This is a genomic window from Aquimarina sp. EL_43 (assembly GCF_943422735.1).
GTDB classification, from domain to species: Bacteria; Bacteroidota; Bacteroidia; order Flavobacteriales; family Flavobacteriaceae; genus Aquimarina; species Aquimarina megaterium.
In genome coordinates, this window is the sequence record NZ_CALSBR010000001.1 from 5,153,975 (window position 1) to 5,176,301 (window position 22,327).

Consider the following 22,327-nt stretch of genomic DNA (forward strand, 5'->3'; position numbering starts at 1 on the left):
TAAAAATGAATTCTAAAATATCTAAAGTAACGATACATATGGTTTCTAGTCTTGATGGTTTTATTGCCAAAAAAGATGGAAGCATTTCGTGGATGCAATCAACCGACAACTACAAAAAAGGTATTCATCTAACCGATAAATACATTACAGATTTTCTTAAATCTATTGATTGTTATATTATGGGTTCGCGAACTTATGAACATGCTTTAGAACTAGGATGGCCATATGCAGATGTACCAGTCTTTGTATTAACTCATAAAGACCGTGAAAAAGAAAAGGAAAAGGTAGAATTTTACTCTGGTGATCTAAATAAACTCATTAACGAAAAGCTAAAACCAAATTTTAAGAATATCTGGATGGTAGGCGGTACTATGTTAACAAAAGAGTGTTTACGTTTAGGATTAGCAGATGAAATAAACATAACTATCATACCAATTATTCTAGGAGATGGATTATTATTCTTTGACTATATCGGAAAGGAGTTACTGTTACACCTAAAAGATGTAACAGCATTTAAAGACGGAATGGTTGAATTGTGTTATGAAATAAGAAAAGAATAAAAACTCTAGTTAATAATGGTTATAATTGATTGTATACAGAGAAGTAAAACACAAATTAATCTATAATTCACCCTTAATTCTACTCTAAAAACACCTTTTGATTCTACACCAAAAACTATAGCTAAGTTGTTACAGGTAGTACGAAAAATCACTCTTGATGAGCAAGTGTTCTTAGGAAAATTCTCATTTTGACTAAAACATTCCTCATTTCTACTACTTTCAAAAAATAAGATCTAATGACTTTTGTACCTATAATTTAAAAATCAAAAAGATATGAGAGTTAATAAATTAAGAGATTTAAAGGTTTCAGAAATCGGTTATGGATGTATGTCTTTAAGTATGGGTTATGGAGCTACTCCAAGCAAAAAAGAAGCTATAAGCATTATCCAATCAGCTTATAACCAAGGATGTACTTTTTTTGATACTGCTGAAATATATGGAAATGGAGAAAACGAAAAATTGGTAGGAGAAGCCTTGAAAAATGTTCGAAACAAAGTGGTTATTGCTACTAAGTTCATGCTTCAAATACCTGGAGAAAACCTTACTCGAGACAAATTAATGATTATCATCAGGGAAAAACTAGAAGCCTCCTTAAAAAATCTTGGAATGGATTACATCGATTTATATTATCAACACAGGGTAAACAAAGACATTCCTGTTGAAGATGTTGCATGGTGTATGGGGAAATTTATTGAGGAAGGAAAAATACATGGTTGGGGACAATCTAATTCTACCGTTGAAGAAATACGAAATGCACATGCTGTAACACCAATAACTGCAATCCAAAGCGAATATTCTATGTTATCCAGACATTTTGAAGAAGATATTATACCAACTTGCAAAGAACTAGGTATAGGTTTTGTAGCTTATTCGCCATTGGCAAGTGGTTTTCTTTCAGGTAAAATAAATCTAGATACAGAATATGTAGGCTTCGATGCTAGAAGAGTTATTCCTCGTTTTGAAAAAGAAAACATTATTGCCAATCAACCGTTAATAGATTTACTGAGTAAATTTGCAGATAAGAAAAATGCAACGCCAGCCCAAATTTCTTTAGCTTGGATGTTACATAAAAATGATTTTGTTGTACCTATTCCTAGTTCAAGAAAAGAACAAAGAAACATAGAAAACTTTGGTGCAGTCGGCATCATATTGACAGAAAATGAATTTACACAAATTGAAAATGAGCTTTCAAAGATCAAGATTCATGGAAAGAAAACAACAGATGAAGATATGTTTAAATTAGCAGCTTTAGTGTCGTAAAATCAGAAGATTAATAATTTTAGAAATGAAAAAAGAAGAAAAACTGCCTCTAAAATTCAATTCTATAACAGATTTTCATCGGGTGTTCGGGTTATCAAAACCTTTACACCCGATGATCAGTTTTATAGAAAACAAAGATTTTAAAATTCAACGGGATGGGCTGCCTAATTCGTTCATTCTTAATTTTTATAAAATTTCATATAAGACAAGTCTTTGTGGTAAAGTTAAGTATGGCCAAAGTAATTACGATTTTGGTGAAGGTGGGTTGATATGCACTGCACCTAATCAACTATTTGGAACACCTGATGAAACTATGTATTCTGGTTATACCTTAATGATTCACCCTGATTTTTTCAGGACGTACTCTTTAGCAAAGAATATCCATAATTTTGGTTACTTTTCGTATTCAATGAATGAGGCACTACATCTTTCTGAGAAAGAAAAGTCCACTATTTTTTCTGTGTTCAAAAGTATTGATGAGGAATTGAAAAACAATATAGATGACTTTAGTCAGGATGTAATACTCTCACAAGTAGAGCTATTGTTAAACTACTGTAATCGTTTTTATAGGCGCCAGTTTATCACAAGAAAAGCAGTTAACAATGATATGCTACAAAAACTAGAGTTTTATTTAGAAGATTATTTTCAGAGTGAAAAAACAACCGAACAAGGTTTACCAACAGTTCAACTTATTGCTGAACACCTTAATATTTCTTCAGGTTATTTAAGCGATATGTTACGTTCCCTTACGGGACAAAATACACAACAGCATATACACAATAAACTTATAGAAAAAGCAAAGGAAAAACTAGCTATAACAGAGCTTTCTATTAATGAAATTGCTTACGAACTGGGTTACGAACATCCACAATCCTTCAGTAAATTTTTTAAAGCAAAGACGAGTTTGACGCCTTTGAAATTTAGACAATCCCTTAACTAACCAAGTAGTGTTAATCTGCAATTTATAGCTTATTACCTACTCTATCTCACTAATACCAACCATTACATACAATTAAACAAATCCTATACAGTGAAATTGGCATATTTTATTTTAAACACAGTACCTTGTATACTACAATACTATATTATATATTTACTCCGTGTATTCATCAACACACTATAAAATTTATCAATCAAAAAATCAAAAAATGAAAAAACAAATGTTACTAATTGTAGTAATCACTACACTACTATTGTCTTGTTCACAAAACAAAAAGTCTATCCAATCAATACAGCAACAACCAAATACGTATCAAATAAAAGTAGATAGCATCTTTAAATCCTATCAAGAAAAAAGTGAATTTATGGGTAGTCTTGCATTAATTCATAACCAAAAAACAATCTATACAAACGTCATTGGTTTTGATGATATAGAAGTAAAAAAGAAGTCTGGTATACATACCAAATACCGTATTGGTTCTGTATCAAAAACGTTTACCGCAGTACTTGTTTTCAAAGCTATTGAAGAAAATAAACTAACATTAAGTCAAACCATCGAAAGTTACTTTCCGAATATAAAAAATGCAGATAAAATTACGATTGCTCACCTGCTACAACATAGAAGTGGTATCCACAATTTTACAAGAGATCCCAATTTTTTTACATATCACACCCAATATAAATCTTCTGCAGAAATGCTTGCTCTGATTTCAAATTATGATATTGATTTTGAACCAGATAGTACAGGTGAGTATAGTAATTCTAATTATTTTTTACTTTCTCAAATTCTCGAAAAAACCTACGATTCATCTTACGAAGATCTTTTGAAAGAGAAAATTTGCATACCACTTAAGCTTGAAAATACGTATACCGGAAAAAAAATAAACATAGCAGACAACGAGTGTTATTCATATAAGTACACTACTGAATGGATCAAATTACCAGAAACCGATATGTCTATTACTATAGGAGCTGGTTCTATTGTTTCTAATCCCAAAGAAGTAAACAGATTTATGGAAGCGTTATTTACTGGTAAATTGATATCAATTGAAAACCTAGAGTTGATGAAAACTATAAAAGATAATTTTGGAATGGGAATTATCCGATACAAAATAAATGACAGACAAGGCTTTGGTCATCGTGGAACTCTAGATGGGTACAAATCTACCGCAATTTATTTTCCAGATGAAAAACTAGGTATTACCATAACTTCTAATGCTTCCAAAGATAATATTAACTATCTCTTTACCGAAGTTTTGAAATTGTACCTCAACGACCCTATTATAGAAATATCAGAATCAGAAATACAAAAATACGTGGGTATCTATAGCAATCCTGAGGAAAAATCTGACAAATACATCTTTTCGAATGATAAAAACATTTTGATTCATCATATAAAAGAATTTCGGGATACATTAAAATATAAAGGAAATCGCCGCTTTGTATTAGAACAGGTATACGCAGAATCTATGTCATTTACTTTTTCTCCTAATGGAAACGAATTAACCATAGAACAAGGTGATTACAAAGGTAATTTTGTAAAGGAATAACCACGTACAAAGTTGTTAACATGTCTGAAAAATATAAAAGGTCTGTATTGTTCAAACGAAGTTTATAAAAACATTCCCTTTTAAATATTTTACCGTATATGTACGTATATAATAAGGTACTTATACTAATGTAAGATTGATTTGGGGTTAGTATATTGGTTTGTACAATAACCAATATTAAAACCAAACTATGACACAAAGCATCAATTCATCAAACATTACCCCTATTACGATTTCTAATAATCTATTTATGTGCGGTACAGATCAGTGGGCACCTAAAGGAGTTTGTTATCAACCTACTGATTTTGTGGATCCAATTTCAGACAATAATCTAACTACAATTCAAGATTTATTAAAAACAACAACAACTTATGGGTTCACTAATATGAAAATAAATGCCATTCGCGTATATCAAGTCGATCCGACAAAAGATCACACAAAAGTAATGAATGCGCTGGCTGCTGCAGGAATTTATGTGTTAGTAGGAGCTGTGGACCATACTACGGTACATGACGGCCCTACAATTTATAATGCCAGACTGAAGGCGGTTGCTGATGAATTCAGTAAATACCAGAATGTCCTGGGTTTTTCAATAGGAAACGAAACAATTGATCCCGGTACAAAAGGGCAAAATCCAGGCTATGATATTCCAAATAAAATTAGGGCCGGAGCCAAATACTTGAAAGCCTATATGGCAAAAAATTGCCCTCGTGTTGTTCCAGTTACCGCAGCGCTTCGTGATGATCCTGATTTCACTATACCAGCAGCTAAGGCATATATGTGTGGGGATTCTTCTGAGCGTCTTGATTTCTTGGGCTATAATTGTGAGCGATGGGCAGGAGGAACACTTGCAGCAAAAGTTGGTGCTTACTATACTTTAACAAAAGCGTTTGAAGGCGCTAACCCTGTACCGATAACTTTTACCGAAATGGGTTCGAATCCCAGAGCTGTCTCTCCGAGAACTTGGGAACAAGTTGACTATTTGTATGGAGGTATGAAACTCACTCCGCAATCGGGATCAGGTTCGCCAATAAACATGGCAGATGTCGTTTCGGGTGGTTTTGCATTTAGATATTACGAGCGAAATGCGGGATGGGGAATGCTCACAACAAGTGGTGACGAAATTCCTGGTCATGGTGCAAATTCGATTATTACCGAATATTCTAAAATAAATTCTTTTAGTAGTACAGGAAATACGATGGGGACTGCTCCTTGTGATAAAAATAATCCATATGTAAAAGGATCTGCTATTCCATCATCAGGATTACCAACGGCTGTAAAAGTAACATTAACAAATTCTATTACAAATCCTGCTTCAGGAAGAAATATTAAATTTAATTATACGTCGAATTTGAATGCTGCTAATCCAACCTGGATAGAAGCGGTTGCGATTAAAGCCAATGGTCCAAAAACAACATTCACCTTTCCAAAAGGCACAAATGGGATTTCAATGATATATGAAGTTGATTCTAAATGGGATCAAGGCTGTCAATTAAAAGGACAAGCTTTACTTCAACTAGCAGATGGAGACACTATCGAAGGTAACTGGATGAGTCCGGATGGTAATGGAAATTGTGCGATTGGCTAAAGTTTAATACACCCTTCAAAAATACAGTAAAGGGTATTACTTACAAACATAAACACCATTAATGGTGTTTATGTTTTTCGAACTCTAAAAATGTATCCTTAATCATTTCCATGATTAATACCGTCTATTCTTCCCTTGGTATTTTTCATAACATCAATTTTAATTTCGGTTGTATCACGAAATATTTCAATAATCCTTTTGGAAACATAACTTTCATGAATGGATTTGTTGCCTCTCCAAACTATGCGATAACACAAGTTTATAGTATGTTTGTTATAGAGAAAAGATTTTAAAGATTAAAAGAGCTAACTGTTGCATCACTAATTGAATCGAAATCATCAAAGTAAGATATGAAATATACTCCCGAAGCCGGATTCCCATATTATTATGACCTCGTAAAGAATATGAATTATCAATCCCTCTTTGCTTCGTCATCAACAATTACATTCCTAAATTCTATCAGTGAGGAAAAGGCTATTTATCGCTATGCTCCTACTAAATGGAGTATTAAACAAATTATTGGACATATAACTGATCATGAAAGAATAAAAATATTTCGAGCATTTTTAATGAGCAGGAATGAATTAGTAGAACTATGGGGCTATGATCAAAATTTGTTAGTAAACAATAGTCGTTTTGAAGAATTAACCCTAAAACAATTAATAACCGACTTTGTTAATGTACGAGAGGCATCTGCTAGTTTTATTGAGACTTTGTCTGAAAATCAGTTACTAATAAAAGGGATGGCTCGACAATATGAAATTACTCTTGAAGACTTCTTAAAATCTATCATTGGTCATGAAAAACATCATATAAACATTATTAAAGAAAGGTATATTTAATAAAGACCGTAACAACACCTTTCTATAATGTGGAAAAGCAAAACATAAAAAACGAAAATATCTATTAAAAATAGCATTACGAGATCCTAGAATCGTAAAAATCTTGTAACCCGAAAGAAGCTGAATTATACATTGACTTTGAAATACCATCATATGCCAATAGACAACATACCAGAATTATATATTAATAACCCTAAGCTTAAACCAGATCTTTTTGTTTATGATTTTAAAATGACCGAAGATACAATTAAAACTAAGGTTAATTTGAATATGCACATGTTTAGCTTTTTACAAGTTGGAAAGAAGCAAGTACACTTTGCAGGAACATCAGTTACTGTAAATAAAGATCAATCGTTACTTCTTAAAAAAGGGAATTGGATTTGGACAGAATTATTAGACACAGATGCTATTTATTACTGTAAACTTTTATTTTTTTCCGAAAAAATCCTCGAGGATTTTTTAGAAAAACACATTCAACACCAACAAATAATAAAGGAAGAAGTGCCATATTTCGCAATTAGGAATGATGCATATATAACTTCATATTTAAACTCATTATCAACAATTAGTGATGCACCAACAGTTTTTATAGAAAACCTACTTTCTGTAAAGTTCGAAGAAATTATGCTGTATCTTATTCATAAATACGGAAAAAAGTTTGAGTTATATTTAAAATCATTAATAGTTAAGGAAACCTCTCCCTTTAAAAAAATTGTAGAAAGTAAAATACATTCTAATTTAAAACTAGAGGAAATTGCATTTTTATGTAATATGAGTTTATCTACTTTCAAACGTCATTTTATTAATGAATATAAAGTGTCCCCCGGAAAATGGCTACAAGACAAACGGCTTCAAAAAGCAAAAGAAACATTAGAACAAGGTAAACTAACACCATCAGACATATACCTGGATTTTGGGTATAATAATCTTTCAAACTTCAGCATAGCTTTCAAAAATAAATTTGGAGTTAGCCCCAAAGAGGTTTCTAAATGATATTTTGTCTTTTTGGTTTCATTTTTATACTTGACCTTTTTTCATAAGTTATTGAACTGTTTTAGTAATTGAGTAAGACTATCTGCACTGTACATTTGTACTCAGATTATAACAAAAATTAAAACATAAAATAATGAATATTACATTAGCACAAGCTGAAAAAATTATTTCAGTAGCAAAAGAAAAATCTATAGCAATAGATACAAAAATGAATATTGCAATTGTAGATGCAGGAGCAAACTTAGTAGCATTTGGGCGTATGGATGGAGCTTGGTTAGGTTCTTTAGATATATCAATTAAAAAAGCGAAAACAGCTCGTTATTTTGATATGAATACGGGAATCATTGGAGAATTATCTCAACCCGGAGGTGCTTTGTACAACATCGAACATTCTAATAATGGTCTAATTACTTTTCCTGGAGGTGTACCAATTAAAAATGCAGCAGGTGAAATTATTGGTGCTATTGGAGTAAGTGGTAGTTCTGTTGAGAATGACCATGCAGTTGCAGAAGCTGGAGCATCAGCAATCTAAAATTTAAAGTAGTATACTAAAAAGAGGAGAATTAGCATGCTAATTCTCCTCTCTTCTTTTTTAAAATAATATGAAACAATATATTGCCGAATTTATTGGCACATTTGCTTTAGTCTTTTGCGGTACGGGAGCAATAATTGTGAACCAACAAAGCAGTGGAAATTTAGGTTTAATAGGAATTGCTTTAGCTTTCGGAATAGTAATTAGTGCTATGATTTATATTTTCGGAAATATTTCTGGTGCACATATAAATCCATCTGTTACTATAGCATTAACAATAGGAAAGCTAACCACAAAAAAAGAAGCTTCACTTTATATTTCTGCTCAAATTCTTGGAGCAGTCTCAGCCAGTGGATTACTCAAATTTATGTTTCCAGAAAACTTAACATTAGGAACTACAATTCCTTCTGGAGAATTATCACAATCTTTCTTTTTAGAATCTGTATTGACTTTCTTTTTAATGCTTACAATTTTGGCAGTCACATCTAAAAAAGAGCTTTCTAATATAGCAGGGCTTATAATTGGGTTATTCGTTACTGGAATTATTCTATTTGCAGGACCAGTTTCTGGTGGTTCATTTAATCCAGCCAGAAGTTTTGCTCCAGCAATTGTATCAGGCAATTTCACAACACTTTGGATTTATATTACTGCCCCAACATTAGGAGCAATAGTCGCAATGCAAGCCTGGAAAACACTTAACAAAACGAAATAAAAACATATCTATAGGATACTTCGTTATACCCATATCCTATTGTAACTTGGTTAAGTTTAATTCTGAATACTATTCTCATACATTGATTTGATCGATAAAAGAAAGCTTATTATCAACATCTTATAAAAATTAATTACTAAATTAGGTGTTTAACCATGCAATTAATTATTACAAGTATGTTACTACACAAGTCGAAAAAATGAAGCCTATGATTAAAATTCATCATTTAAACTGTGTTCAAATAGAATCGCCAATGGGGCCTGCAATCGGACATTGTTTACTCCTTGAGGGAATAAACAGATTGGTGCTAATTGATTCTGGGATCGGATTATCAGAAACCAAAGACCCTGAAAAAAAACTTGGAAAGGAATTGATAGAGATCACGGGGTTTAAATTTGACGAAAAACGTACTGCCATAACACAAATACAAAAGTTAGGATTTCGTCCCGAAAAAGTTAAAGATTGCATCATTTCTCATCTTGATCCCGATCACATTGGGGGGCTTGCCGATTTTCCTGATATGAAAATTCATATTGCTAAAGAAGAGTACGAAAGTTTTAAAAGTGGAAACGAAAGGTATCTTCCCCAACAATTAGCGCATAATCCAGAAATAAAATTGTACGAAAAAAGTAATAGCAAATGGTTTGGACTTCCTGCCCGAAAAGTTGACTTAGATTTTGAAACTGAAATTTACTTAATTCCATTGTTCGGCCATACACTTGGACATTGTGGAGTAACATTTAAGAAAAATGAAAAATGGATTTTTTATGTGGGAGATGCGTATTACCTAAGAGATGAAATATCTGATTTGAATCATCCCGTAGATGAATTAGCAAGGATAAGAGCAGTCGATGATGAAATGAGAAAAGAAAGTCTTGAAAAAATAAGGGAAATAGTGAAAAAGCACGGAAATGAAATTGAATATTTTGGCTATCATGACCCTACAGAATTTCAGGAAACTAAGGAAAACTTAGCAGATAACGACGTCTATTATTAATAAACACCATAAAGAGCAACTATGAATCCAATACTTAAAAATATTCTAGCTGTTATTGCTGGATGGTTAGGAGGTAGTATAATCAATATAGCCCTCATCAAAATTGGTCATAAATTAATTCCTATAAAAGGGATTGATCCCAATGATATGGATGCTCTCGCAGCCGTTATGCCGTCTTTAGGATTCGAGTATTTTATTTTTCCTTTTTTGGCTCATGCTCTGGGTACTCTGGCTGGTGCAACGATTGCTGGTTTAATAGCCGCAAGTCACAAAATGAAATTCTCATTAGGTATTGGTGGATTGTTCTTATTAGGCGGAATCATGGTTAATTATATGCTACCCGGCCCTACCTGGTTTGCTGTTGCAGATATAGCTATCGCTTATATTCCTATGGCATGGATCGGTGGAAAAATAGCTATGAAGATATCAGAAAATAAAAAAAGAGGAGAATAGAAAACTTTACTTAATCTAATACAGTGTATAAATAAAAGTAATTATATCTGGTTTATTTTATTTGATATATCAAATAAAAATGACATATTTGTTTGATATATCAAATAAATGAAAGTTAATACTCCCACAACCACTACATTATATTCTATTGAACAAGCCATTAAAGCTTATAGAAGACTGTGCAACAGAAATATTTCGAAAGTCATTGAAGACATCACGGTTGATCAAGCTTTAATCCTAATTATTTTAAATGACAATAGCAGTTTAACCCAAATGGAAATCGGTGATTTGGTCTTTAAAGATTATGCTTCTATTACGAGGATTTTAAATTTGATGGAGAAAAAAGAGTACATTAAAAAAGGAATCAACAATAAAGACAAAAGGCGTTCATCACTTGAAATTACAACTAAAGGAAAAGAAACATTAACTATTTTAAGTCCAACCATACAACTTAACAGAAATACTGCCCTTAGGAATATCACAGAGGATGAGTTAAACCAATTATATACAATACTTAATAAAATAACAAACAACTGTAATCAATAAAAATGAAAAAGATAATTCTATTTACTATTACTTTTATTCTACTCTCTTGCAAACAAGAAAACAAAACAATATCAAAAGATTTTGGCACCATAGAAATAACAAAATATCTCGATTCTTTAGATGGATTTAGCGGAGCTGTTTTAATAGCAAAAAATGATAGCATAGTAGTAAAGAAAGCATATGGTTTTGCTCATTTAGGTCATAAAATACCGAACAATATAGATACTAAATTTTCGTATGCCTCTATTGGAAAATCATTTACATCTGTATCAATTTTTCAGTTAATCCAGGCTAGAAAGCTTTCTCTTGATGATACCGTAGGTAAATTTATTCCTAACTATCCAAATCAAATTGTAAGAGATTCTGTTACAATCAGGCTTCTACTAACTCATAGAAGTGGTATGCCTAACTATTTTGCTTCTGAAAAACTAAAAAAAACATCTAAAGATTTATATCGAAGCATGCAAGATTTGGCTCCATTATATGAAAACAAACCGATGGAGTCGATGCCTAATGAAACATTTTCTTATAGGAACACAAATTATATTTTACTTGCCAGAATTATAGAAATAGTTTCACAGTTATCGTATGAACAGTACGTAAAAAAGAATATATTTTCTATTGCTAAAATGTCTAATTCTGGGCTTTATGATATTGATCATCCTATAGAAAATGCAGCAGAAGGTTATACTTTATCTGATATATATCCAAATAAGTTAAAAAAAAATACTTTCATGGGTACCGTTAGAGGAAGCGCTGCAGGTGGTGGTTATACAACTATAGAAGACTTATATAGATTTACCTACGCCTTTAGGAAAAACAAATTATTAGATATAAAGCATACTAACCTAATGAAAACTCAAAAATCTGATGAGGAGTGGTATGGCTATGGTATGCAATTTCCTGGTTTAGTTGATTCAAAAATGTATGGTCATAGTGGAGGGCATTTTGGAGTAGGAAGTGAATGGCGAATTTATGAGAAGCAAAATTATACGGTTATCATTTTAACAAATAAAGATGCAGATCAAGGTTTTTTAGACGCCCGATTCTATATACAAAAAACTCTTGCCGGATCAACACCAATGACCGATAGTTATTTTTATACAAAAAAAGTTGTACGTAATTGTTTTGAAAAGAGTTTTGAATACGCAAAAAATATGATTAAAGATACAGCAGAAAAGTTATCTGAAAGGGATTTAAATTCCAAAGGTTATGAAATGATAAAAAGAGGTTATTACAAGAAAGCAATTCAGCTTTTTAAACTAGAAGTATATGCTTTTCCTAAATCATATGATGCCTATGATTCTCTTGGTGAAGCTTATATGAAAAATGGAGATACAGAAAAAGCCATAACAAGCTATGAAAAAAGCTTGAAACTGAATCCCAAAAACGAAAACGCAAAAGAAAAACTAAAAGTATTATCAGAAAATAACATCTAAACCTCTCTGAATTCTCATAGAAAACATAAAATTTATTTCAGATCTTAAAAAGTATTTTCCAATTTGAAAACGTATAAAATTTTATATGGTTAACAAGAAATGAAATGCTAAAAACAACTAATTTAGCGTAAGCCTCCAAAGCTTACGCTTTTTTAATACATTTATAGTAAAAGACTTCAATTATCAAGATGTTACTGTATATATAACACCGTTGACAATTATGAAAAAAGCAATAATTATATCGACTCTTTTGTTTTTTGGGTTAGAACTGATTTCAGCACAGTCCAAAGAAACGGCCTTAGAGGATATAAGATCCGAATATAAAACGATAAGAAACAATATAACTTCTTATGTAAAAAAATCCCCAGAAATTGAATTAAATACAACAGAAGGAGGGCTTGTAACTGCATATTTAGATAACAAAGATTTAAGGTTAATCGAAATCATTGAATTTGGAGAAACAGGAAAAAATATAACTCAATATTATTTTAAAAACAGAAAGTTATTTTTTGCATTTGACCAGCAATATCGCTACAATACACCTATTTACAATGAAGAATTTGATGCAAACAAAACTACTATAATTGAAGATCGATATTATTTTCACAAAGAGAAACTATTTCTTTGGTTAGATACTGATAAAAATAAAGTCGATTTGACTTTACAAGCAAATAAGATGATTGGAAAAAAGTTTATTGATTACACAAAAAAATTAAAACACGAATTAAAAAAAGAGCAAAAACACTAACATAAAATTCGAATAAATGAATAGATATGTTGCTTTTCTACGAGGAATTAATGTAAGTGGTCATCACAAAGTTCCTATGGCCGACCTTCGTAAAGAAATGGAAAAACTGAATTTTGAAAAAGTAATTACAATTCTTAACTCGGGAAATATAATATTTGACTCAGCAAAAGATGATGTGAAGAGTCTTGAAAAAATAGTATCTGATCATTTAGAAAAAGCTTTTGGTTTTCCTATCCCAACGATCATAAGAAAATCTGAAACGATCTATCATTTATTAGATAAAGATCCATTTAAAGACATACTACTAACAAAAGACATTCGATTGTATGTTTCATTTCTGCAGGAAGATGTTAAAACCGATTTACAGTTACCATGGGTAAATGATAATAATGCTTTCAAAATTATCGGTAAGATCGACAAAGCCATAATAAGTGTCTTAGATCTTTCGATAACCAAGACACCAAAAGGAATGGAAGCTCTGGAACGATATTTTGGTAAGCAGATCACAACTCGTAACTGGAATACCATCAAACGAATAGAAAAGAAGCTTGAAATTAACTCTTAAGTCACGAATAAAGAGTAATATTAATTATCTTGTTACAATTTAAAACTAAATTGATATGAAATGAGCCATAACAATTGAGTAGATACCAATAATCTAGATGTTCAATGGTGTAATTCTATCTGACATTTAAAAGACAATAAAAAAGAAAAGATGAAACATAAAGGTTATATTGAGATTGATCAATCTTTACATAAAGTGGCTGAGCTTTTTGCAAATCCAGATAATCTTAAAGAATATCAGGATGGATTTATTAAAAAAGAATTGATCAGTGGAGAAAAAGGAAAAGTTGGTGCTGTTTCTAAAATGTATTACAAACACGGAAAACATGATATGGAATTGACTGAAACAATAACCAAAAATGAACTTCCGCATTCATTTGAAGCCAGTTATCATCATAAACATATGGACAATACCATGAAATGTAATTTTATTGCCTTAGGCGATAAAAAAACAAAATATGAATTCGAATATGAATACACTCGTATAAACTGGGTTATGCCAAAATTGATGGCTATTTTATTTCCGAGTATGTATCGAAAACCCGCAGAAAAATGGCTTAGACAATTTAAAGAGTTTGCCGAACGACAATAATCACTGTACTTTTCTTTTTTATATTGCTCTTATGCTAATAATTCGAAAGATTGTTTGGCAATCTCTAATTCTTCATTAGTAGGAATAACTAATATTTTTACCTCTGAAGAGGGTAAACTTATATCCCTTATTTCTTTAGATCGAATATTGTTTTTTTCTTCATCTAATCGAATGCCAAAAAACTCTTGATCTTTACACACCAAATTTCTAATCAAAGTAGAATTCTCTCCTATTCCGGCAGTAAATACAATAGCATCCAAGCCGTTCATAACCGAAGCATATGCTCCTATAAATTTTTTGATACGATATGCATTCATTTGCAGCGCTAACTGGCAGTCTTTATTTCCGTTTTCTGCTTCAGATTCAATATCACGTAAATCGCTATATCCTGTTAATCCCAGCATTCCACTTTCTTTTTGTAAAAGATCATTTACTTCTTTTAATGAATATCCCAGAGAATTAACCATATAAAAGATAACTGCAGGATCAATATCTCCGGATCGTGTTCCCATAATCAATCCATTCATTGGTGCAAATCCCAAAGTATGATCTATACTTTTACCGTCGCGAACCGCAGTCATACTACATCCATTTCCTAAGTGAATTGTAATAATCTTAGATTTTTCTTTCCTTAAAAATTCGATTGCTTTTTCTGAAACGTATTTATGGCTGGTGCCATGAAACCCATATACTCTAATATTATGCTCATCTAAAAATTTATTCGGAATAGCATACTTATAAGCTTCTACAGGAATAGTTTGATGAAAAGCTGTATCAAACACGGCTACTTGTTGTGCGTTAGAAAAAATCTCTTCGGCAACCAAAATTCCTTCCAGGTTTGCAGGGTTATGTAATGGTGCCAATGCAGAAAGTTTCTTGATTTTTTGTTTTACTTCTTCGGTTATTTCAACTGTTTCGGCAAAAGTGCTTCCCCCATGAACTACTCTATGACCAACAGTATGAATTTCTGTTGCAGATCGGATCACTCCTACTTTATCATCCATCAAATAGCTGGCTATTAATTGTAGTCCATCTTTGTGAGTATTAACAGTCACAGTTTTTTCAATGTTATGTATCTCGGATGTATAAGAAATTTTAGCATTTTCTATACCAATACGCTCTACTAGCCCAGAACAAACTACTTTTGTATCGGGCATAGTAAATAGTTGAAATTTTATAGACGAACTTCCAGAATTTAGTACAAGTACTTGCATATTTTTTAATAATTAAGAGTATTAAAAATCAGATATTTCTTTACTCTGTTTATAATCCCTGAGCTTGAATTGCAGTTATAATTACTGTATTATACACATCATCAACAGTACACCCCCTGCTTAGATCATTAACGGGTTTATTCAATCCTTGTAACATAGGACCAATGGCTAATGCTCCTGTTTCTCGTTGAATCGCTTTATAGGTGTTATTTCCTGTATTTAAATCTGGAAATATCAAAACACTGGCCTGGCCAGCTACTTCAGAATTTGGTAACTTACTTTGTCCCACTTCCAAATCTACTGCTGCATCATATTGTATAGGTCCTTCTATTTTTAGATCAGGGTGTTTTTCTTTTACAATGGCAGTTGCTTCTCTAACTATTTCTACATCTTCTCCTTTACCAGAGGTTCCCGAAGAATATGATAACATAGCTACTTTGGGTTCGATCCCAAAAGCTGCTGCCGATTCTGAAGAAGAAATTGCTATTTCTGCCAATTGTTCTGCATTAGGATTAGGGTTAATTGCACAATCACCAAAGACTGATACCCGATCTGCTAAGCACATAAAGAATACAGAAGAAACAACTTTTACTCCTGGTTTGGTCTTTATAAATTGTAACGCTGGCCTAATCGTATGTTGTGTTGTGTGCACTGCTCCCGACACCATTCCGTCTGCATGACCTTTGTATATCATCATCGTACCAAAATAGGATACATCTGCCATCATATCTTTGGCCATATCCAGATTTACATTTTTGTGCTTTCTTAACTCATAAAATGTTTGTACATACTCATCATAATAAGGAGATTCTGTAGGGAAGACAATCTGTATTTTATCAAAATCTATCGGAATATCCAGTTTTGTAGCCTTGCTCTTTATTTTCTTTTCATTTCCGATTAAGGTAATATCCACAACTCCAGATGCCAATAATCTAGAAGTAGCTCTTAAAATTCTTTCATCAGATCCTTCTGGAAGAACAATATGCTTTTTATGTTTTAGAGCGCGTCTTAATAAATTATATTGAAACATTCGAGGGGTTAACCCTTCTGATTTAAATGTAATTAGTTTATCGGCTAATTGATCTTCATTAACATATTTTTCGAATATGCTAATGGATGTATTTATCTTTTGCAGATTATCTAGATAGATTTTAGATTTAATTGCTCCTATTTTATTAGTAATAGAAAATGTACCGCTAGGTACCGATATAATAGGGAAAGATAAAGAAACTCCTTCTATTAATTTAAGTATTGGTGGTTCAGGAATAATTCCTCCGGTAAGTATAATCCCCGAAATCTTAGGATAATTATCAGAAATATTTGCCTGTAATACTCCCAAAATGATATCTGCACGATCTCCAGGAGTAATGACAAGACTGTTATCCTTAAGATGTGTAAGGTAGTTACGTAATTGCATTGCTCCTACTCCAAAACTACCTGCTTGATTATTAAGGTATTCTTTACCAAACAACACATTACCCTCTAATTCGTTTACAATCTCTTTAATAGTAGGATTAATCAAAGAATTGATCTTTGGGATAATAATACGATCGACATTATTACCAAAATCTTTTTCAAAATTACTTTCTAATTGTTTTTCGCAACCTTGAGTAACTTTATTGGCTACCATAGCCAAAACTTCAACATCTTTACTATTAAAAGTATCGTATGCTAGTTTTAGATTACTAACAATTTCATCATTTTGCTTATCAATTCCACTTGCTACTATAACTGCCGGGATACCCAAATTTTTGGCAATAATAACATTAATATCAAATTCAATGATATTACCTTCATCAGAAAAATCAGTACCTTCTACTAATATAAAATCAAATCTTTCTTCAAGGTTTTTGTATTTCCTGATGATCTCATCTATAATTTCTCCTGATTTACCCTGGTTGTATTTTTGAAGTATCTCACTTCTTGTATAGGCATAGGCATTTTTGAAGTTAATATCTAATTCGAAATGCGATATTACAGTATTAATATGGTTATCAACTTCTCCTTCTTTAGGATCATCGATAATTGGTCTAAAATACCCTACTCTGGCTACTTTACCCAGAAGCATACGCATCATACCCAAAACAACAATAGATTTACCACTATTAGGTTCTATAGTAGCAATATAAACGGCTTTACTCATGTATAAGAATTTGGTAGTGCAAAGATACGTTAATACCATAATTTAACATAAGATCATTGTATAATAAAACTTCTTTCTATCATAGTCATATAATATTAACAATTCGATTTTCATTTCAACAAAAAAGGTTTAGAATTACACTAAACCTTTTATTATATCCTATAACTTTTTGACATCTTAATTCATGCCTTTTCTACTTTTAAAGCCTTTGTACAATACATGCTATAACATATGCTACAATTAATTTAATCAATACAATCATTATACATATTACAATTTAAAAGATAAACCAGCTTGAAACACCGAGTTTTTAAGCGATGTACTATTTTCTTTAGTAATATCTGCAAATCCAAGGTTATATCTAATTCCGATTTCTAAATTATCAGTTAACGAATATCCTATACCCAAAGCTACTCCGTAATCGATTTTCTTAAAGTTACTTTTAACAAAACCAGTTCCTTTGCCTCCTAATAAATATCCTACTTGAGGTCCTGCCTCGAGGCTTAACTTATTAATAGGATAGAATTTTATTATTGCCGGTAATACATTGATATAGTTTAATTTTATTTTTCCGGAACTATTTTTTGATTTAGCTCCTTGAGCAGAATACAGTATTTCGGACCGAATTGCTAATTTTTCGGATAGTCTATATTGAGAAAAGACTCCTCCCATTATCCCTATTTTAAATTTAGAAGATGTATTTCTAAACTCGGTTAGGTTAGCCCCTGCTTTAATCCCAAACTCTATTCCTTTTTGTTTTTCCTGTGCATTTATAGTCATTACCCCAAATAACACTGCACATAACATTAATTTAATTGTTTTCTTCATTTTGATTTATTTGTTTTTAATTGAATACATTATTGTTCTGAAAGCGATTTTCAGATTAAAAATTAATCCCTAATTCGAGCTCAAACCCAAAGTTTTTGGTATACACCTTAGAAGTTTGTATTTGTTGAAAAACACCTGCTCCAATGACAATACCATACTCTTTCCAGGGGATAATTTTCACTCCTTGTTTAGCGCCTATTCCTATAAGGAAATTATGCTGTTTTTTGCCTTCTATCTTTTTGGTGATTTCAAGTCCTAAAGGCACTTCTATGCCTATATTGGCATACACTCCTGGTATTATTTTTAGATACCCATCAAAACCGCCCCCTACGCTAAAGGCATCAACAGACGTGTAATTTTTGTTGAGTAATGAGCTTCGTTTTATACTATATCTATCATAGGATATTACAAAAGGCATGATGAAGTCTTTATCACTATCGGCGAAACCTATATAACTCATTTTCCACCCTTCTTTATGTTTGCTGTATACTTTCCTAAATGTCACCATATCAAACCATTTCCCTAATCGTTTTTTATGCTTCATTTCTGATTTCTCATAAAAAACATCTTCTGCACTGGTTTGTAGATCTCCTGATATGAATTCTGGTTTGTTTCTTTTTTTATAGGTATTGATAAAGCTTAAGGTACAATACTCTAATGCCGCTCTGATTCTCTGTTCATAGGTTTCGAATATTTTTGATTTATCAGAGATAGAAAAAGTTTCATCTTCATAATGCTGTACATCAAAAAGTTTTTGCAGTTTATCATTTTCTTTTTCATAAAAAATCAAGTTAATATACACCCTCGTTTTTATACTGCTTATACTACTTTGTGATTGTTGAATTTCTAAATTCTTTACTTTTATAACTATTGGTTTTGTGTCTTTGGTTTGCGAAAAAGAAGTTTTCATAAAATTCAGAATAGCCGTTGGTGCATCTGGATATAATTGAAAAATGACTTTTTCTCCATTTTCTTTAGTTCCTAATCCTAAGTTTTTCTCTTTTCTAATATCGATAACCCGTGCTATAGATATCGATAAATTTTCTGTATGAAAAGGAATGGTTTTTAAGCTTATATTTTCCTGAGATAATACTATAGAAGACAGGAAAAACATTGATACGTGCCAGATATACTTCATTATAAACCTGATTTTATAAATTAGACTTATAATGAACCTCGACCTCTCTAATTTCCTCAATATCAAAATATAACACTAGCTCTTTGGGTGTTAAAGTGGCAATATATGCTTTCACTGTTTCTCTTTTGTCATCAGTCATCATTATATAACCTCCATTAATATTTAACATCCAAACACCACTCTCCTTTTTCCCTTCAGAGATAGAGACAAAAGTCATATCCTTTTTAAAAAGGATATAATCATTTCTTTCTTTTTTGGATGGTGGATATTTCTTAACTCCGATCTTATAAGTATCCAAATCCCATTTCTTTAGGAGAGCATTTTTATTCAGGGTTTGTGCACCGATACTATAAAGCGAAAAAGTAAATAGTATTGTCGTTAGAATTGTTATGTTTATTTTGCTGTTCATATCTTACTTTTAAAATTTTAGTCAAAACTAGTAAGCATGAATAGTATGTCGTTTGTCCTGTTAAGACAAAAAAATATGACTTATATATGATCTTAAAATTCTTATTTTACTGTAGTAATAACCTATCTAATTGTCCTAAAAAGACAACTCAAAAATTACTATATCGTAGTACCTTTCCTCTAAAATGATAAAACATGGGAAACCCAACACAACTGGAACGTTATAAAAAGCTAATTCTCTATATAGAAGAAAGATTTAAAAATGAAATCAGTAAAAAAGATATAGAAGACGTATCGTTTTATTCGTATCGAAATATAAATAGAATATTTCTTGCGCTTCATCACGAAACTATTGGACAATATATAAAAAGGATAAAACTAGAAAAAGCTGCAGAATACTTAAAATTTTCATCCGAGAATATCTCTGATATCGCTTATGAAATTGGATATAGTGATATTGCTGCTTTTAGTAAAGCTTTTAAAAAGCAATTTAAATGCTCTCCTTCTTCTTTTCGGAATTCAACCAAAATCAAACAACACATTACTCAAAAAGCTATCTTTCCATTAGAAAATACTAAAGAACAAATTCTTACGTATGAAATCGAAGAAATCCCCGGTTTTGATATTTTATATTTAACCTATCAAGGATCTTATGAAAATATTAATGGAATAGAGAAAACCTGGAAACAACTGATCTCATATGCGTCAAAACATAGTTTATTAAAAGATGAAACAATTATATTGGGAGAAATACTAGATGATGACGAAATCACCGATACTTTACATTGCCGATATAATGCTTGTATCATTCTAGAAAAAGAAATAGATTTTCCTCTAAAAGGGTTATTTAAAACCAAACATATACCCCGACAAAAATATGCTAAGTTTATACACAAAGGTAGTCACGAGAGTTCTGTAGACACCTATGATTTAATCTATGGATACTGGATAACCGAAGTACAATTAGAGTTTGAAGACAAACCAACTTTAGAGTTTTATCTTAATGATGAGTCTGATACTCCAGAAAAAGAACTTCTTACCGAGATTTATATTCCTGTAAAATAATAATTGTCTGTATTGAACAATAACGTTTCGAAACTGCTCATCTAAATTTGTTAGCAAAAACAGAGTTCTATGCAAAAAAGAATTATCGGAATAGATGTAGCAAGAGCATTAGCTATCTTCGGAATGATTATCGTTAATTTTAAAATGGTCTTTGGAAATCATGGCAACCCTCTCTTGAATACCTTTTTAGGATTATTAGACGGAAAAGCAGCTGCAACCTTTGTGGTTCTGGCAGGTGTAGGAATTTCATTACTAACAAAAAGTGCAATACATCAGAATAATAAAGAAACGTTAAACAGAAACAAAAATAAACTTCTTAAAAGAGCTCTATTTCTTTTCTTAATTGGTATATCTTATTCAACAATCTGGCAAGCAGATATTTTACACTTTTATGCGATATATATGTTGCTAGCAATATTTTTAATAAAAAGTAGTCCAAAAACACTAGTATCAATAGCAGTAGGAATGATTATAGTATATCCTATACTTATGATGTTATGGAATTATGATAGCGGATGGGACTATACTAAAATGGAATATACAAACCTATGGACTGTAAAAGGTTTTTTTAAAAACCTTATTTTTAACGGTTTCCATCCTGTTATTCCATGGAGTGCATTTATGATTATAGGAATGTGGTTTGGTAAAATGGAATTAAGTAATACTATAGTGGTCACAAAAGCATTGTGGATTAGTCTTACTGTATTTATTGTTGTACAGATACTATCCTATTTTTCTATTATATTCTTTTCTATGGGAAACCAAGAAATCATCACAGAATTAACCCCGATTCTTGGAACAGATCCTATGCCTCCATTACCTTTATACATGGTTTCTGGGAGTAGTATAGCCATATTTCTTATTTCTTTTTGTATTCTAATTTCAAAAAAATATGAGAATACCATTTTCATATATATATTAAAAAACACCGGACAACTTGCTTTAACTTTTTATATCGCACATGTTATAATAGGAATGGGATGTATAGAAATTGTTAATCCCACAAGAATGGGAGAGTATACTATAAATTTTTCGTTTTTATACGCCTTGTTCTTTATTGTAATATGTCTCATTTTTTCAATGATTAATAAAAAACATGCAAAACATGGCCCCATTGAATGGATAATGCGAAAATTAACCGATTAAGGATCTATAGATTAAAAACATAAAGACCGTCTAAGTTTTATTAGACGGTCTTTATTATTGTTTGTTATAG

23 protein-coding genes are annotated in these 22,327 nt (G+C 31.5%); 18 read left to right on the forward strand and 5 right to left on the reverse strand.

Features of this window, described 5'->3' with window-relative positions; translation table 11 throughout:
- Nucleotides 1-5: 5 nt before the first annotated feature.
- The 16 genes from NNL09_RS22190 (at nt 6) to NNL09_RS22265 (ending at nt 14,315) form a co-directional block, all read left to right on the forward strand.
- Complete coding sequence (locus tag NNL09_RS22190) at nt 6-560, forward strand: dihydrofolate reductase family protein (protein ID WP_196911359.1); 555 nt, start codon at nt 6-8, stop codon at nt 558-560.
- 273 nt (nt 561-833) lie between these two features.
- Entirely contained in the window at nt 834-1,820 is a 987-nt protein-coding gene (locus tag NNL09_RS22195; RefSeq protein ID WP_196911360.1) for an aldo/keto reductase, read from the forward strand.
- Between the two features lie 25 nt (nt 1,821-1,845).
- Nucleotides 1,846-2,760, forward strand: coding sequence for an AraC family transcriptional regulator (locus NNL09_RS22200; protein ID WP_196911361.1), 915 nt, complete (start codon nt 1,846-1,848; stop codon nt 2,758-2,760).
- Between the two features lie 208 nt (nt 2,761-2,968).
- On the forward strand, nt 2,969-4,309 hold the full coding sequence (locus tag NNL09_RS22205; protein WP_196911362.1) for a serine hydrolase: 1,341 nt from the start codon (nt 2,969-2,971) through the stop codon (nt 4,307-4,309).
- Nucleotides 4,310-4,499: 190 nt separating this feature from the next.
- Entirely contained in the window at nt 4,500-5,897 is a 1,398-nt protein-coding gene (locus tag NNL09_RS22210) for a hypothetical protein (RefSeq protein ID WP_196911363.1), read from the forward strand.
- A gap of 350 nt (nt 5,898-6,247) precedes the next feature.
- On the forward strand, nt 6,248-6,739 hold the full coding sequence (locus NNL09_RS22215) for a DinB family protein (RefSeq protein ID WP_196911364.1): 492 nt from the start codon (nt 6,248-6,250) through the stop codon (nt 6,737-6,739).
- A gap of 153 nt (nt 6,740-6,892) precedes the next feature.
- Nucleotides 6,893-7,732 carry an AraC family transcriptional regulator gene (locus NNL09_RS22220; protein ID WP_196911365.1) on the forward strand — a complete coding sequence of 280 codons (840 nt, stop codon included), beginning with the start codon at nt 6,893-6,895 and terminating at the stop codon, nt 7,730-7,732.
- A 133-nt stretch (nt 7,733-7,865) separates the two neighbouring features.
- Entirely contained in the window at nt 7,866-8,264 is a 399-nt protein-coding gene (locus NNL09_RS22225; RefSeq protein WP_025667486.1) for a heme-binding protein, read from the forward strand.
- Between the two features lie 70 nt (nt 8,265-8,334).
- Nucleotides 8,335-8,976: an MIP/aquaporin family protein gene (locus NNL09_RS22230; protein WP_025667485.1), complete on the forward strand. Its 642-nt coding sequence runs from the start codon at nt 8,335-8,337 to the stop codon at nt 8,974-8,976.
- A gap of 208 nt (nt 8,977-9,184) precedes the next feature.
- Nucleotides 9,185-9,973 carry an MBL fold metallo-hydrolase gene (locus NNL09_RS22235; protein WP_025667484.1) on the forward strand — a complete coding sequence of 263 codons (789 nt, stop codon included), beginning with the start codon at nt 9,185-9,187 and terminating at the stop codon, nt 9,971-9,973.
- Nucleotides 9,974-9,994: 21 nt separating this feature from the next.
- Nucleotides 9,995-10,426 carry a hypothetical protein gene (locus NNL09_RS22240; protein WP_196911366.1) on the forward strand — a complete coding sequence of 144 codons (432 nt, stop codon included), beginning with the start codon at nt 9,995-9,997 and terminating at the stop codon, nt 10,424-10,426.
- Between the two features lie 108 nt (nt 10,427-10,534).
- Nucleotides 10,535-10,972 (forward strand): MarR family winged helix-turn-helix transcriptional regulator, encoded by a 438-nt coding sequence (locus tag NNL09_RS22245; protein WP_196911367.1) that lies wholly within the window; start codon nt 10,535-10,537, stop codon nt 10,970-10,972.
- A gap of 2 nt (nt 10,973-10,974) precedes the next feature.
- Nucleotides 10,975-12,411 (forward strand): serine hydrolase, encoded by a 1,437-nt coding sequence (locus NNL09_RS22250; protein WP_196911368.1) that lies wholly within the window; start codon nt 10,975-10,977, stop codon nt 12,409-12,411.
- Between the two features lie 220 nt (nt 12,412-12,631).
- The gene (locus NNL09_RS22255) at nt 12,632-13,159 is read left to right on the forward strand and encodes a hypothetical protein (protein ID WP_196911369.1); all 528 of its coding nucleotides are present in this window, start codon (nt 12,632-12,634) and stop codon (nt 13,157-13,159) included.
- A gap of 16 nt (nt 13,160-13,175) precedes the next feature.
- Nucleotides 13,176-13,724 carry a DUF1697 domain-containing protein gene (locus NNL09_RS22260; RefSeq protein WP_196911370.1) on the forward strand — a complete coding sequence of 183 codons (549 nt, stop codon included), beginning with the start codon at nt 13,176-13,178 and terminating at the stop codon, nt 13,722-13,724.
- Nucleotides 13,725-13,874: 150 nt separating this feature from the next.
- Nucleotides 13,875-14,315, forward strand: coding sequence for an SRPBCC family protein (locus tag NNL09_RS22265; RefSeq protein WP_025667480.1), 441 nt, complete (start codon nt 13,875-13,877; stop codon nt 14,313-14,315).
- Nucleotides 14,316-14,344: 29 nt separating this feature from the next.
- On the opposite strand, the gene NNL09_RS22270 is transcribed toward NNL09_RS22265, so the two are convergent.
- From NNL09_RS22270 to NNL09_RS22290, 5 genes are all read right to left on the reverse strand, one after another.
- Nucleotides 14,345-15,529, reverse strand: coding sequence for an acetate/propionate family kinase (locus NNL09_RS22270; protein ID WP_196911371.1), 1,185 nt, complete (start codon nt 15,527-15,529; stop codon nt 14,345-14,347).
- A gap of 49 nt (nt 15,530-15,578) precedes the next feature.
- Nucleotides 15,579-17,672, reverse strand: a complete 2,094-nt coding sequence (gene pta, locus NNL09_RS22275) for a phosphate acetyltransferase (RefSeq protein WP_196911372.1) — start codon at nt 17,670-17,672, stop codon at nt 15,579-15,581.
- A 270-nt stretch (nt 17,673-17,942) separates the two neighbouring features.
- Nucleotides 17,943-18,500 carry a porin family protein gene (locus NNL09_RS22280; RefSeq protein ID WP_196911373.1) on the reverse strand — a complete coding sequence of 186 codons (558 nt, stop codon included), beginning with the start codon at nt 18,498-18,500 and terminating at the stop codon, nt 17,943-17,945.
- A gap of 55 nt (nt 18,501-18,555) precedes the next feature.
- The gene (locus tag NNL09_RS22285) at nt 18,556-19,638 is read right to left on the reverse strand and encodes a hypothetical protein (RefSeq protein ID WP_196911374.1); all 1,083 of its coding nucleotides are present in this window, start codon (nt 19,636-19,638) and stop codon (nt 18,556-18,558) included.
- A 13-nt stretch (nt 19,639-19,651) separates the two neighbouring features.
- On the reverse strand, nt 19,652-20,047 hold the full coding sequence (locus NNL09_RS22290; protein ID WP_196911375.1) for a lipocalin family protein: 396 nt from the start codon (nt 20,045-20,047) through the stop codon (nt 19,652-19,654).
- A 194-nt stretch (nt 20,048-20,241) separates the two neighbouring features.
- Between NNL09_RS22290 and NNL09_RS22295 the strand changes: the two genes are divergently transcribed.
- Entirely contained in the window at nt 20,242-21,111 is an 870-nt protein-coding gene (locus tag NNL09_RS22295) for a GyrI-like domain-containing protein (protein WP_025667474.1), read from the forward strand.
- Between the two features lie 69 nt (nt 21,112-21,180).
- The gene (locus NNL09_RS22300) at nt 21,181-22,257 is read left to right on the forward strand and encodes a DUF418 domain-containing protein (RefSeq protein ID WP_196911376.1); all 1,077 of its coding nucleotides are present in this window, start codon (nt 21,181-21,183) and stop codon (nt 22,255-22,257) included.
- The last annotated feature ends 70 nt before the right edge of the window (nt 22,258-22,327 follow it).